Raw genomic sequence first — 13,892 nt, 5'->3', positions numbered from 1 at the left:
CTTTCGCTTCTCCAATTGCCGCCCGGCTGCTTAAATCGGCGTAAAGACGACAACCTGGCGGTCGGCGATATACCTCACACTGCGCATGAACCGGTACTGTTGATCGTCGGCGGTTATCCGGTTGAGTCCCAATTGCGTCAATGCCAGCATCTCGTCGGCCTCAAAGGCGGCCACTACGCCGTGATCCTTCAAATCTTCCAGAGTGCCGGACGGATTGCCCACATAAACGCTGCGCACCCGCATGCCGATCCGCATCAGAACCACGCTCTCGCCTTCGTCGAGCGCGAGTTCGAGATAGCCGGCAAGGGTTCGTAATGAATCGGGCGTGCAAGCCTGAGACTGATAGATCGCAGCATTCGATGGCGTCATTTCTTTTCCCCGTCACCCACGTCAAGAGAAGCCGGCCGCTGTGCAATGCGGCAATAACCGCTTCTACTATAGGCAAGCATTCGGAGATTCAAAGGGCGGCCGTTCTTTTTTTTGCCGGTAACCCCGCGTTACCAATGTCGCAGCGCTGTTTCACCTGTGTCTGGACCGTCCTTCTACACTCCGAACCGTATTCAGCAGCAAAGCAATGGCAACCCGGTGGCAACCGGATGCATCGCACCAGGATGTGCAAGGAGAAGGAAAATGAACAGGAAGATCTTTGGCACGGTACTTGGCCTGACAATTCTGGCGGCATCGTCTGCGGCATCGGCACACGTGAATGTGGACGTCGGAATCGGTATTCCGGTCGGCGTCTATGCGCCGCCTCCTCCCGTTTATGTTGCAAGGCCGGTCGTCTACGGTCCCGCTCCGGTCGCGGTGGCCTATGGTGGCTACGACGACTGGCGCGCGCGTGAGTGGCGCGAACGCCGCGAATGGCGTGAACACGAATGGCGCCGCGAGCAATGGCGCGAGCACGAATGGCATGAACGCGCCCGCTGGGGCGGCTATTGAAATGACGCGCAAGCGCATCACTTTCGAAAGACTCAATAGCCGGGTACGTTCAGATGAAAGCTAACTTCATCAAGGCCGCCCTCGCGGCAGTTGCGCTGACTTCGGCAGCGGTCGGCACGGCGAACGCGGCCGGTTGCATGAAAGGCGCGGTAGTGGGCGGGGTCGCCGGCCACTATGCCGGACACCATGCGGTAGTCGGCGCGGTGGGCGGCTGCCTCGTGGGAAGACATCTGGCGAAGAAACAGGCGGAAGAACGGGCCGCGCAACGTCAGCAAGTAAGGGTGGAATAGTCCCGACTGTTCACGCGATCCGCAGTCCGCACGCCGGCAGAATCTCCTGCGTCGTCACGAAACGGTGCTCCTTGACCGCGTCGTGAAAGCGCCGGTAATCGCTTTTCTCAAAGACTTCGCTCCAGCGGGGCCGGTCCCCGCTGTCGTCGTCGGACTGCAAACCGGTGGCTTTGTATTTCCATGAGCCGAGCCCTTTGGGCACATAGTCCGGAATCGACTCTGACAGGCCCGGAATGGCGCCGGTTTTCACCGCTTCGCAAATGCTCTGCAGGCGCTTGTTGTCGTCCGGGTTCCGATTGGTGTCGAGAAGCGCTGTGAGCGCGGCTTTTACATCCTCCGGCAAACCGGGCTGATTTTCAAAATCTTCCCGTCCCGCAACGTAAGCGCGCACCACGCGGCACGTCATCTCGGCCGCCTGCATGAACTCAGGCAGATTGTGCCTTTCGACGCGCACATTTCTGCCGTCGACGTAATTCCATTTCGCCCACGGTTGATCGGGATAGTGCAAGGCGGCACCGTGACCGACGGGCAATGCAAGCGTCAGCACGTCTTCCTCGATATGCTCGACCAGATGCCGTGTTGCGCGGGTAAGGCAAGCAAGCCAGCCTTCCCGCGTGCAATCTTCCGCCTCCAGCATATGAACGCGATTCATCGGACTTTCGATACCGGCGAAGCCCTGGTGAGCCCATGTATCGACGTACGTGTGAAGCGTCACACCCAGACGATGCAACGCCGTGTCGGTGCCCCGTTGCCGGATCGCCCGGCGGACCACCTCGCGAGCAACGGCGCTGTCCGCCCGGCACACGGCCATGTCTTCGAGGGTCTCCCCCACACCGGCGGGCAGAAAATGAAATGGCGCCCATACCAGCCGGTTCTGGTCATTTTCCGTGTTGGTATAGTCGAATAGCTTGTGAGCGGTGGCGAAGCGCTCGAAAGTCTCGCCACCGGAAAACCGCAGTATTCCCGACGTGGTCGCGTCGTCGATGTACTGGCAGGCATGCGCCACCGTGAGTGCCTCGCCGGCCGTCATCCCGCCGACACGGGCAACGATATAGACCACGCCGTAGTGAAAGTCTATGTTCATGACAGGCGCTCCCGACGCGCAACGAATGAATGCCAGAGACTCCGGAATGCGCCAGACGGTTGTTGCATCGCGGCGCACGCGTAGAACGTAAACGACCGAGTGCAACGATACTTTAAAAAACGACGGCCATCATGTGATCTTTACCGCCTTGCGAAGTGGGTCGTAAAGACGCACCCACACCCGATTACGCCGACCCTTTTTTGGAAGTGAACCTGGCGTATCGATCCCAGTAGCCGATGCAATATGGGTTGTGCTACCGAATAGCGCTACGAAAACCGGACGCTGAATTTTCTGGTTTGTTGTTTGCACTGTCTGGCGGCTCATATATGCTTCGTGTAATTGGGAAACCAGTTGCAATGCGAAAGGAGATGCTTTGTCGCATTGACTCTCATTCGAACCTTCGGGCCACTTGCGCGCAAGCGAAAGAGGAACCTGCAATGAAACTCAGTGAATGGAGAGCGGGCGCAAGTCCGGAGAGGCGTAGTCTGATACGCAGCAAGATTCACGTCTTGCTGGCTACTATCGGCACGCTTTCTTCTGTAGTGGGTATTGGCGTGGCCATCAACGGCGGCCTTGAATTCAATCGCACCAAAGTCTTCGTCGGCGTCGGCATTATCGTCGTTTCCACTATTGTGTACGTGTCGATGCTATTCGCGCCGTCCGAGTAAGACCAGAACTTCCCTTCTTTTAGAAAAACCCGGCGATCGAATAGTCTTCAGGTTCCATCGCAGATGGAATTCAGGGCGCGAAATGCCTTGCCCCGAAAAAGAAAAACCCCGCTTCGATCTCCGGAGCGGGGTTCAGTTTCAGTGCGCTTCGCGCCGTATTACTTCACGATACCGACGAGCTCGACTTCAAACGTCAGGTCGCTATTCGGCGGAATCGGTCCGACGCCGCGCTCGCCATAGGCGGTGGCCGCCGGGCAGGTCAACTTGGCTTTGCCGCCGACTTTCATTTTCTGCACACCCTGCGTCCAGCACGGAATCACACGGTTCAACGGGAAGGTCGCGGGGCCGCCGTGCTTCGCCGAGCTATCGAACTCAGTGCCGTTGGCGAGCGTGCCGCGGTAGTTGACCTTCACGACATCGTCAGCAGCCGGTTGCGCGCCCGTGCCCTGCGTAAGATGTTCAACGACTACGCCGGAAGGCAATTTTTCAATGGTGGAAGCGGCCATCGCCGTGGACGAAAGAACAGCCGCGGCGACCAAAGCAACGATAGATTTCAAAGCGAGTCTCCAGGTGGGTAGTGCGCATCATTGTAGCGGATGACATGTTCTACTTTGAATGATTGCGCGTATGGGCTTATTCGATGCCTTTGCTGAGCGGCCGCATCGGCCGGCTTCTGGCGATCTTGCGTTGCGCCGGTTGCGCGACCGCGTTGAAGTAAGCGGCCGCGCGCTCTGTTAGTCCAGACGGCGCACCACGTACTGCCCCGCCGTCTCGTCGCCGTGTGCCGTGAAGTCCGCGAGTACTGTCTCGCGGGCACGGACGTCGGCCAGGACAGCCGGATCGAGTAGCGCAGTGATCACTTCCTCCCGTTCGCGGCTCGCTTCCTCGATCACGTCGCCGTAGGGACCCCAGATCGCGCTCGCGCCGCACGTTTCCCAACCGCCTGTGGTGCCGACGTGATTCGACAGCAGCACGTACAGAGTGTTGTCGAAAGCTCGCGCTGGAAACCAGATCCGCGATTGGTGAAAGCCGGTCTTCAGGCTGAAGAGCGCGCTCACCAGATAGGCGTGCGCGCCGTTCATCGCGGCGCGGCGCGCATGCTCCGGAAAGCCCGAGTCGTAGCACACGCCGAGCGCGAGACGCCATCCGTCGATCTCCAGCATGCAGCCTTGCGTGCCCGGCCGGTAGATCTCCATTTCGCTGCTGTAGAGGTGCTGTTTGTGATACGGCTCGATTGGCTCGCCAGAACGGCCGAATACCAGCGAAGAAATATGAAGCCCGCCTGCGTCGCGTGTTGCCGCACCGACGACTACGGCGATCTCGCGCTGGCGGCAAACTTCCCGAATCGGATCGAGCCGCGCGTCGTGATCGTCGAAGGCGTATTTTGCGGGGTCGCCGGCAATCAGGCCGGGCTCGTAGCCGCTCAGGAATTTCTCTGGAAAAACCACCAGTTTCGCGCCGCGGTCGGCGGCAACGCCGGTCAGTTCGACTGTTCTGGCAACGTTTGCCGTGATGTCGCCGGACACCGGTTGTGCTTGCGCTGCCGCGATTCGCAATGGTGCTTGTGGTAGCGCGGCCTGTTTGTTATTCAACGCGAACTCTGTTGTGAATGGATTGTTGCGGTGTGCCCGCCGGGGTTTGGCTTTGGTGTTTGGCTTTGGTGTTTTACACGGCGAGCGAGGCCCCGGCATTTAATCACGGATGGCATGGTGGCAGGCAGACGCCGTTTGCGTTTCCGCGGATTCCGTTGAGCGGGTGCTTGTCGGGTTTGAGAAGGCAGGTGGTTGAAAAGGCGCAGGGAGGGGGTGCGTAGCGGTTGGGGGTTTTGGGTGGGGAGAGATGAGTAGTTGCTTTGAGTCATCCCATCGACGGGATTGCCTTTCGGTTCAAGGCGAATCTGTCGATGGGATTTTTTGCGCTCTGGATTGTCGCGCGTTGGTTTTTCAGTTTTTCGATTTTCTTTTGTGCGGAATTTGCGGGGGTGAAAGAGAGCGGATGTTCTGCTGCCCTCGCTCGCTTCATGTCGGCAGGGACATCAGCGCGGGAAGCCGTTTTCCGGCTGCCGCGCGCTGAGGAGCACCCGCTGAATCAGTGGCCGTGGCCGCCGCCGTAACCACCTCCCTGCCCGCCGCTGCTGCCGAAGCCGCCGCCAAAACCACCGCCGTGGCCTTGGCCGCTGCTGCCTTTGCCGCCGTCACCGTGGCCGCTATTGCCGTGGCCACCGTCGCCACGGCCACCAGCTCCATGGCCACCGTCGCCATGGCCGCCATCGCCGTGACCACCGTCACCATGGCCGCCAGCTCCGTGACCGCCATCGCCGTGACCACCATCACCACGGCCGCCAGCTCCGTGACCGCCATCGCCATGGCCGCCATCACCATGACCGCCATCGCCGTGACCACCATCACCATGACCGCCATCGCCGTGGCCACCATCGCCGTGGCCACCATCACCATGACCACCATCACCATGACCGCCATCACCATGACCGCCATCACCGTGGCCACCGTCACCATGACCGCCATCACCATGACCACCATCGCCATGGCCACCGTCACCGTGGCCGCCATAGCCATGGCCACCGTCACCATGACCACCATCACCGTGGCCACCGTCACCATGACCACCATCACCGTGGCCACCGTCACCATGGTCGCCATCACCATGACCGCCATCGCCGTGGCCACCGTCACCATGGCCACCATCACCGTGGCCGCCGTCACCATGACCGCCATCGCCGTGGCCGCCATCACCGTGGCCGCCATCACCGTGGCCGCCGTCACCATGACCGCCATCGCCGTGCCCACCATCACCATGGCCGCCATCGCCATGGCCACCGTCACCATGACCGCCATCGCCGTGGCCATCGTCACCATTGCCGCCCGTTCCACCACTGCCAGTGCCACCACTTCCAGTCCCGCCACTGCCCGTTCCACCGCTGCCCGTTCCGCCGCTGCCCGTGCCACCACTTCCCGTTCCGCCACTTCCAGTCCCACCACTTCCCGATCCGCCACTACCCGTTCCGCCACTACCCATCCCACCACTCCCCGCCCCGCTCTTCCCCTCACCGCCGCTTCCAGCCCCCCCTGCACCTAGTCCCGCCGAGCCGGACGTCGATCCACCACTGCCGGTGCCCGCGCCGGTCGACGAAGTTCCACTGCCGTTGCTGCTCTGCGAGCCCGAAGCAGACGTCGACCCCAGACCCGTGGCCGCTGCCACTCCGCCAGCCCCCCGCGATCCACCCTCTTCCTGCTTGCAGGCAAACGCGTCGGATAGCGAACAACCGATCGGCAACCCTTGCGCAACCCACAACTTCGTCGAATTTGCCAATGGCGCCGCAGGTGTCGCCGGACTCGACTGAGCACCCGCCATCGCCGCATAAAGACTCACAGCGACCGCCAATACCGCCCTGCTTGTCCCCAACGCCCGCACGTCCCCGATTTGTTTTTTCATTTCATTCTCCTAAACATATATACCGGAATACAGATCCAGATAACGAGTGAATCCCTGTTCGCTGTTAAAAATGAAACTTCAAAGCCCGGTCGACATTGCCGCGTGCGGCACGAAGAATTTGCGACGCGCGACATCTCTCCCGCGGACAGTCCCGGTCCGATTTGACGTGACTCGGGATAAACAACTCGCCGTGCGCGAACAAAGCCTTGAAAAGAGCACAGCAGGGCCTGATGGACGTTGAAGTTATGCGGAGCGCTGCCTGGCGACCGTGCGTTAGCCCACGCAATGCGAAAGTGATGACCTGTTTCCGACTCATTGCGTTACGCGACTGTCAAAGATCGTCAATTACCGTGGCGCAAAAGCGTTTTGAATTTTTGTTTTTAGATATGCAGTCCCAACTATTATTTTTATCGGATGCGCGAATCTCTTCGTCAGATGAATTGAACAGCGCAAGCGAGCCAATCGTCTACCCGGTGGCAATTTACGATGTAAGGAGTAGACCGTGACGCGAACAAACGTTTCGCATCAGTGTTCGTCCGAACACAAAAGAGAATTTGCAATGACGGTTGTGAGCGCAATCACATAGACAGGGCAAATCAGACACGAGGCACACACCGATACACACGTCGACCACCGCGTCTCAATGAGTGCCATCTTTATCCGTGCGCCGCTCTACTGACGAGCGAAAGAAAACCGCAATCCATCGCCAACAGGAAAAGAGCGGCTTTTATCTGAACAATGCGTGTTGGTAACCGGCGGTCAATTCACCTCGACCACAACTTTGCCTCGCGCACTGCCGTCGGCCAGTGCGTCATAAGCAAGCTGCGCGGATCTCAGATCAAAGCGCCGTGGGTCGAGCCGGGGCGCGAGCCTGTTTTCTTCAGCGAGCCGCGCCGCCATACGCAGCATTTCGCCGTGATGCGCGCGGCCTTCGCCGGAAAGCAAGGCATGCAGCGTGAACACGCCCGAGTAAGTGGCTTCGCGAAACGACAGCGGCGCTAGCGCATGCGTGCCCCACCCGAGCGCGCTGACCACATGGCCGAAATGCTTCACGGCCAAAAAAGTGTCGTCGCGCAGCCACCACCGCGACGCACAACCAACACTTCTTCTCGTGGTCTTTTCCCGGAGCATTTCCACCATACGCAACGGCGGCGACCTCATGACTCGCGCCGCAACGCGCAGACACTTGCAGCACACGCCTTCGCGCGGCATCGATCGCAGACGCGGGTTTACCTTCGTTTGACTTAAGGAAACAGGACCGTTTACTGGACGCAAATTGAACCTGTCCAGACGCTTTCAATTTACTTTGTTCAGCTGAATTGCGATTTGAGAGCGTCGCTCATTATGTCTGGAGGTGTGTCATGGTTAGCGTGTCCAGCAGCGCCGCTGAAGAACTCAAAGCCGCGATCCGAGGCGAGCTGTTGCTGCCCGGCGAGGCAGGTTTCGACGCGGCCCGCAGCATCTGGAATGCAATGATCGACCGGCAACCGGCGATGATCCTGCGCTGCGCCGGCGTGGCCGACGTGCGCCGCGGCGTGGCATTCGCCCGCGACAACGGCCTGCCGCTGGCGATACGCAGCGGTGGCCATAACATCGCCGGCACCGCGCTGTGCGACGACGGCCTCGTGATCGACCTGTCGCCGATGAAATCGGTACATATCGATCCAGTGGCGCGTCGCGCGTATGTCGAGCCTGGCGCAACGCTCGGCGATTTCGACCACGAAGCGCAAGCGTTCGGGCTCGCCACGCCGCTTGGCATCAACTCGACCACCGGCGTAGCGGGTCTGACGCTCGGCGGCGGGTTCGGCTGGCTGAGCCGCCGATACGGCATGACTGTCGACAGTCTGATTTCAGCGGATGTGGTCACCGCCGACGGCGAGCTGCTGCACGCGAGCGCCGATTCCCATGACGATCTGTTCTGGGCGATTCGCGGCGGCGGCGGCAACTTCGGCGTCGTGACGCGTTTCGAGTTCGCGCTGCATCCGGTAGGGCCGCTCGTCTATGGCGGCCTTGTCGTGCTGCCGCTCGATCAGGCGAAGAATGCCCTCCTCCAGTACCGCACGGCGGTGGACAACATGCCGGAAGAGTTGAGCGTATGGGCCGTGTTGCGGCTTGCACCGCCGCTGCCGTTCCTGCCGCCCGAGGTGCACGGCAAGCCGGTCATCGTATTCGCGACGTGCTATTCGGGCCCCGTCGAAAACGGGCCGTCCGTGGTGGAGCCTGTACGCGGCCTCGGCACGCCGGTCGGCGAACAACTTGGGCCGATGCCGTACGCCATGTGGCAACAGGCGTTCGATCCGCTGCTTACGCCGGGGGCCCGCAACTACTGGAAGTCGCACAACCTCGACGGCATTCCGGACGGTCTCATCGACGCGCTGCTCGATTCCATCGAGAAGCTGCCGTCGCCGCAATGCGAAATCTTCTTCGGGCAGATCGGCGCACAGACGAGCCGGGTGCCCGTCGAAGCCATGGCCTATTCGAGCCGCGATACGCAGTACGCGATGAACGTGCACAGCCGTTGGGACGACGCGAGCGATGACGAGCGCTGCATTGCCTGGGCCCGCGCTTTCTTCGACGCAGCCGCGCCGTTCGCGCTAGGCAGCGTGTACGTCAACTTCATGACGCAGGAGGAAGGCGGCCGGGTGGCGGACGCGTATGGGCCCAACTACGAGCGTCTCGTCGCCGTGAAGAACCGCTACGACCCGCACAATCTGTTCCGCCACAATCAGAATATCCGCCCGGCGGCATAGGGATCGGGGAGGCGCGGCATTGAACGCCGTGCATCTCCGTGCGAACGTCTGCGTGTCATGACAGTCTGATACCCAAGCCGTGACATCAGGCATGCTACATGCTGGTTAGCAGGAGTACGGGCTGCCGGCATACGGGCTGCCGGCGTCACGGCCCACGGCCCACGGCATTGGCTGTCAAAAGAGAAATCACAATCTTCATCACGCACAAGGAGAACAATCATGCGCAGACGACAATTCATCATGACCACGAGCGCCGCTTTGGCTACGGCGGGCCTGGGTCTCGCCGGCTGCACGACCACGTCGCCGCCCTCGAACTCGTCCTCCTCGACGAACGCCAGCAAACGCGACACGATCAACGCCGGCGTCGATTCAACCTTGTCACGTCTCTACGAGAACGTCACCGGCTCCCGTGAGCTGGTCGGCAAAGCACGCGGCGTGCTCGTGTTCCCCTCGGTGATTTCGGCGGGCTTCTGGGTTGGCGGGCAATACGGCGAAGGCGCGTTGCGCGTGGCCGGACGCACGGCGGGCTATTACAGCACCGTCGCGGGCTCGTTCGGTTTGCAGATCGGCGCGCAGTCCAAGGCGCTCATCTTCCTGTTCATGACGCAGGACGCGCTCGATAATTTCCTCGGCAGCCAGGGATGGGCGGCGGGCGCGGATGCAACGGTCGCCGTGCTGAAGGTCGGCGCGAACGGCGCGGTCGACACCTCGACCGCCACCAGCCCGGTCGAAGCGTTTGTGCTGACGAACGGCGGCCTGATGGCCGGTGTGTCGCTCGAAGGCACCAAGATCTCTCGTCTGATCATCTGAGCGAACGCGCCCGGCGAGCGCAGCGAAGTATCGTCACGCAGTCGCGCGGCCGGCTGCGTTCAGGACGATTCACTCGACCGGCAGCGCAAGCGAAGCAACCTCACAGCGCGGCCACTGCTGCAGCACCTCGGGCGCCAATAACAATTTGGCCGCCCGTACCCCTGCCCCCATCACAATCTGAGCACGCTCCATGACGGCGGCGTCGACGAGAATGCGCCAGTCTTCCGGCAGGCCAAACGCCGTAATTCCGCCGAACTCCATCCCGCTATGCTCCACGGCGGCCTCCCGTTTGGCGAACGAAAGGCGCTGTGCGCCCAATGCGGCCTTCACCGCGCCATTGATGTCGAGGCGCAGCGAGCCCAGCGAAACCAGCGCCGCGTAATGCTCGGCGCCGTCCTTCTTGTAGCGGATCACGATCGTGTTGGCGCAGTCTTCAAGGCCAAAGCCGTAGCGCGCGCTAAATTCGGCGGTGTCCGAAGCATCGTCGCTAACGGCAAATACGGTCACGCCCTGGGCGGGCAGATTCTCGACGACTTGCGCGGGCAAATGCGCGCGCAATTGTTCCGCGGGAATGACGTCCAGCTGCTTGACGAGTTCGTGCGAGTGCATAGTGATAAAAGTTTAAAGGTCCATCGGCATTCTAACGGCACCGGTGTTTGCGGCGTGCTTGCGGCATATCACGCGCGCCTGCATGCAGCGCTTGTTATAGTGACAGGCACAAGGTTTGCGAAAGGCGTCGATGCAAAGGGCTGCATCGACGCCACCTCAACGGCACGCACACGGCGTATCCGGCGCCCGTATCCCCTTGAGAAAAACGACCATGGACATCGACACGCTTTCCGCCGAGAACCTCCAGTTGGTGGCCCGCAAACAGGCGAGTTGGGCAATCAGCGCATTCAAACAGTTTGCCGACGACCGCTGCGCGGCCATGGCCGCCAGCATCGCCTTCTATGCGGCATTCTCACTTGCGCCGACGCTGGTCATGGTCATCGCCGTCGCGGGCTGGTTCTTCGGCGCCGCCGCCGCGCGCGGCGAACTGTTCACCCACATTCACGGCCTGCTCGGCGACCAGGCCGCCGCGGGCGTGCAAACCATCGTTGAGAACGCCCATCACAGCGGCAGCGCCGGCGGCATCGCGGCAATTATTTCGTTCACGATGCTGGCGATCGGGGCCTCCGCTACGTTTTCGTCGCTCAATAGCGCACTCAATCTGGTGTGGCCTTATACCGGCCCGCGTTCGTCGAGCGTGATCGCGATGGTGCGCGTACGCCTGATTTCGTTCGGCCTGGTGCTCGGTGTCGCGTTCCTGCTGATCGTCTCGCTGGTGCTCGATACGGTCATCACGTTCATCGGCAAATGGCTGTGGGGCGACTCGCCGTATGTGGTGATCGGCAATCTGTTGCAATTCGGCGTCGGCTTGCTGGTGCTGGCCTTTGCCTTTGCCGGTCTGCTGAAGTTTCTGCCGGACGCCAAGGTGCGCTGGCTCGATGCGTTCGTCGGCGGGATCGTTGCCGCCGTGCTGTTCTCGGCGGGCAAAAAGCTGTTCGCGCTTTATATCGCGCACGCCGGGATGGCGAGTTCGTTCGGCGCGGCCGGCTCGCTGGCCGTGCTGCTGATGTGGTTGTACTTCTCGGCTGCCGTGCTCCTGCTCGGCGCTGAATTTTCTGCGGCGCGCGGGCGCATGCACGATCCGCGCGGCGGATGGGGCATGCAGGAAGAGTCGCCGCCCGGCAGCCGCGCCATGCTCGCTTCGGTGCTGGCGGCATCGACAATTACGGCGGATGCCGTGCCTCGCCTGGAAGACCGCGAGGCCGGTGCCGCCGGATTAGCGCCTGCAACCACCGGCGCGGCATCGGCTTCGACGCGTGCCGCCGCTACTCCAGCGTCGGATTTGCCGCCGATGCAAGCGCAAGAGACGACTTCAGCGCGAGCGGCTGCGGTCAAGATCGGCCGTACCGTCGTTCTTGCCGAAGCACAGGCGACACGCGTCGCCGCCGTCACGCTGGTCGAAGCGGGCCGCACGGCCGTCGCGGCCAATCGCTATGTCAGACGGCATCCCTGGACCTCGGTGCTGTTTGCGGCGGCGGCCGGACTGGCAGCCGCGACCGTGGCGCGCCGTAACGGCGGACGATAACGGTCGTCGCGGGTGAGTCGCGGGTAAGAATTGACGCGGTTCGGCCATACGTTGCAACCACAGCGGTCTCTACCTGCTCACAGCGCATAAATTCTGTCCAGCGCGTCCGTCAAGCGTGACGCGGCTGGACTTTTATATGGACGCTGCAAAACGGCCTGAAAAATTAGACGACTAGATTACAAAGACCATTCACACAAGTGTCTAAATTGCAGGTACCGAAGCCTTCACTGTCAACAAAACAACAATAATGCGCAGTCAACGATTAAATATTGCGAAAATAGCAACAATCGTTAACGGGCTTTAAATACAAGGCTTTGCGTCGTTTGTCGGTTTTTGGAGACAGTCTTTTTTTTCCAGTTCTTGCCCGTTGGGGCAGTGAGCTATTCTCCTTTCCGCAACAACAAACTAATCATCTGCGTGGAGAAATGGATGAAACGAATCGCACTGTCTAGCCTCTCGCTGGCGCTCCTTAGCGCCACCGGCGTAGCACACGCTCAAAGCAGCGTTACCCTCTACGGCCTGATCGATGAGTCGGTCCAGTACGTTCACAACACGAAAGACGCCACCGGCAAGAATTCGAATCTCGTCGGGCTGTACGCCGGCAACCTGCAAGGCGATCGTTTTGGCCTGAAGGGCACGGAAGACCTCGGCGGTGGCCTGAAGGCAATCTTCCAATTGGAAAACGGCTTTGACGTGAACAGTGGCAAGCTGGGCCAAGGCAACCGTATGTTCGGTCGTCAAGCCTACGTCGGTCTGACGGGCGATCAGTGGGGCACAGTCACGCTGGGTCGTCAGTACGACCCGGTGGTTGACCTGGTTCAGCCGCTGACGGGCGACAACTACTTCGGTTCCACCTTCACCACGCCGGGCGACGTCGATAACAACGACAACTCCTCGCGCACGAACAGCGCCGTCAAGTACACCTCGCCGGTGTGGGGCGGCTTCCAGTTCGAAGGTATGTACGCCTTTGGTGGCGTCGCTGGCCAGACGGGTTCGGGTCAAACGTGGTCGGGCGCTGCAACGTACGCAACGGGTCCGTTCAGCATTGCTGCAGGCTACTTCCGCGCTGACAACGGCAACACGCTGGCTAGCCGCACGGCTGGCACGCCGCCGTCGGCAGGCTGGAATGGCAGCACGTCGGACGGTACGTTCGACGGTCAGGTCAACACGGCTTACGCAGCAGCGAAGTCGATCGGTATCGCTCAGGTCGCAGCGCAATACGTAACGGGCCCGTTCACGGTCAACCTGCGCTACAGCAATGCGCAATACAAGCCGGATGCAAATTCGGGCTTCGGTTCGACCGAGAAGTTCAACGTCGGCGGCGTGTACCTTGGCTACCAGGCAACGCCGGCTATGCTGGTGGGCGTGGGCTACATCTACACGAAGGGCACGGGCGACTCGAGCGCAACGTATAACCAGGTTTCTCTCGGCGGCGACTACAACCTGTCGAAGCGCACGGACCTCTACCTGGTCGGCGCATGGCAACACGCAAGCGGCCAACAACGCAATTCGAGCGGCAACCTGGTCTCGGCTGGCGCATCGATCGGTTCGTACGGCTACAACTCGGCTTCCAACTCGCAAGAAATGGTTAGCCTGGGCATCCGCCACAAGTTCTAATCAAACTTGACGGACTGCTGAAGCAACACGCAGTTGAAGACCAGCCACAGGCGCAAGCCTGTGGCTGGTTTTTTTTTGTCTGCGAGTTCTGGCGTGCACACGCGGCGAATCGATGGACGGCCCTGCACGCACTGCGCGCCCATCGCA

At 61.0% G+C, this 13,892-nt stretch carries 13 protein-coding genes and 1 pseudogene; 7 read left to right on the top strand and 7 right to left on the bottom strand.

The features are described from left to right. Window positions 1-30: 30 nt before the first annotated feature. The gene (locus B0G76_RS21650; RefSeq protein WP_120294361.1) at window positions 31-369 is read right to left on the bottom strand and encodes a hypothetical protein; all 339 of its coding nucleotides are present in this window, start codon (window positions 367-369) and stop codon (window positions 31-33) included. Between the two features lie 261 nt (window positions 370-630). Here B0G76_RS21650 and B0G76_RS21645 point away from each other — a divergent pair, with 261 nt between their 5' ends. Beyond that, window positions 631-939 (top strand): hypothetical protein, encoded by a 309-nt coding sequence (locus B0G76_RS21645; RefSeq protein WP_120294360.1) that lies wholly within the window; start codon window positions 631-633, stop codon window positions 937-939. A 53-nt stretch (window positions 940-992) separates the two neighbouring features. Beyond that, on the top strand, window positions 993-1,229 hold the full coding sequence (locus B0G76_RS21640; protein ID WP_120294359.1) for a hypothetical protein: 237 nt from the start codon (window positions 993-995) through the stop codon (window positions 1,227-1,229). Window positions 1,230-1,239: 10 nt separating this feature from the next. Here B0G76_RS21640 and B0G76_RS21635 read toward each other — a convergent pair whose 3' ends face one another. After that, window positions 1,240-2,313, bottom strand: coding sequence for a DUF6765 family protein (locus tag B0G76_RS21635; protein ID WP_120294358.1), 1,074 nt, complete (start codon window positions 2,311-2,313; stop codon window positions 1,240-1,242). A gap of 437 nt (window positions 2,314-2,750) precedes the next feature. Here B0G76_RS21635 and B0G76_RS21630 point away from each other — a divergent pair, with 437 nt between their 5' ends. Further along, the gene (locus B0G76_RS21630; protein ID WP_120296647.1) at window positions 2,751-2,981 is read left to right on the top strand and encodes a DUF2964 family protein; all 231 of its coding nucleotides are present in this window, start codon (window positions 2,751-2,753) and stop codon (window positions 2,979-2,981) included. 158 nt (window positions 2,982-3,139) lie between these two features. Here B0G76_RS21630 and B0G76_RS21625 read toward each other — a convergent pair whose 3' ends face one another. The 4 genes and pseudogenes from B0G76_RS21625 to B0G76_RS21605 all read right to left on the bottom strand — a co-directional run. Continuing rightward, complete coding sequence (locus B0G76_RS21625; RefSeq protein ID WP_259460859.1) at window positions 3,140-3,487, bottom strand: FKBP-type peptidyl-prolyl cis-trans isomerase; 348 nt, start codon at window positions 3,485-3,487, stop codon at window positions 3,140-3,142. Window positions 3,488-3,715: 228 nt separating this feature from the next. After that, entirely contained in the window at window positions 3,716-4,573 is an 858-nt protein-coding gene (locus tag B0G76_RS21620) for a carbon-nitrogen hydrolase family protein (RefSeq protein WP_120294356.1), read from the bottom strand. Between the two features lie 426 nt (window positions 4,574-4,999). Then, the gene (locus B0G76_RS43930) at window positions 5,000-6,049 is read right to left on the bottom strand and encodes a hypothetical protein (protein WP_183082109.1); all 1,050 of its coding nucleotides are present in this window, start codon (window positions 6,047-6,049) and stop codon (window positions 5,000-5,002) included. Between the two features lie 1,144 nt (window positions 6,050-7,193). After that, window positions 7,194-7,505, bottom strand: a pseudogene (locus B0G76_RS21605) (zinc-binding dehydrogenase); the annotation flags it as partial. Between the two features lie 290 nt (window positions 7,506-7,795). On the opposite strand from B0G76_RS21605, the gene B0G76_RS21600 reads away from it, so the two are divergent. Both B0G76_RS21600 and B0G76_RS21595 read left to right on the top strand, forming a co-directional pair. Then, complete coding sequence (locus B0G76_RS21600; protein WP_120294354.1) at window positions 7,796-9,184, top strand: FAD-binding oxidoreductase; 1,389 nt, start codon at window positions 7,796-7,798, stop codon at window positions 9,182-9,184. 219 nt (window positions 9,185-9,403) lie between these two features. Beyond that, the gene (locus B0G76_RS21595; protein ID WP_120294353.1) at window positions 9,404-9,994 is read left to right on the top strand and encodes a YSC84-related protein; all 591 of its coding nucleotides are present in this window, start codon (window positions 9,404-9,406) and stop codon (window positions 9,992-9,994) included. 69 nt (window positions 9,995-10,063) lie between these two features. Here B0G76_RS21595 and B0G76_RS21590 read toward each other — a convergent pair whose 3' ends face one another. Next, window positions 10,064-10,603: a YbaK/EbsC family protein gene (locus B0G76_RS21590; protein ID WP_120294352.1), complete on the bottom strand. Its 540-nt coding sequence runs from the start codon at window positions 10,601-10,603 to the stop codon at window positions 10,064-10,066. 211 nt (window positions 10,604-10,814) lie between these two features. On the opposite strand from B0G76_RS21590, the gene B0G76_RS21585 reads away from it, so the two are divergent. Next, window positions 10,815-12,128, top strand: a complete 1,314-nt coding sequence (locus B0G76_RS21585) for a YihY/virulence factor BrkB family protein (protein ID WP_120294351.1) — start codon at window positions 10,815-10,817, stop codon at window positions 12,126-12,128. A 429-nt stretch (window positions 12,129-12,557) separates the two neighbouring features. After that, the gene (locus B0G76_RS21580; RefSeq protein ID WP_120296645.1) at window positions 12,558-13,745 is read left to right on the top strand and encodes a porin; all 1,188 of its coding nucleotides are present in this window, start codon (window positions 12,558-12,560) and stop codon (window positions 13,743-13,745) included. The last annotated feature ends 147 nt before the right edge of the window (window positions 13,746-13,892 follow it).

This window comes from Paraburkholderia sp. BL23I1N1 (genome assembly GCF_003610295.1).
Lineage (GTDB): Bacteria > Pseudomonadota > Gammaproteobacteria > Burkholderiales > Burkholderiaceae > Paraburkholderia.
The sequence above is the reverse complement of the archived record's forward strand: the minus strand, read 5'-3'. Positions and strand labels throughout refer to the sequence as shown.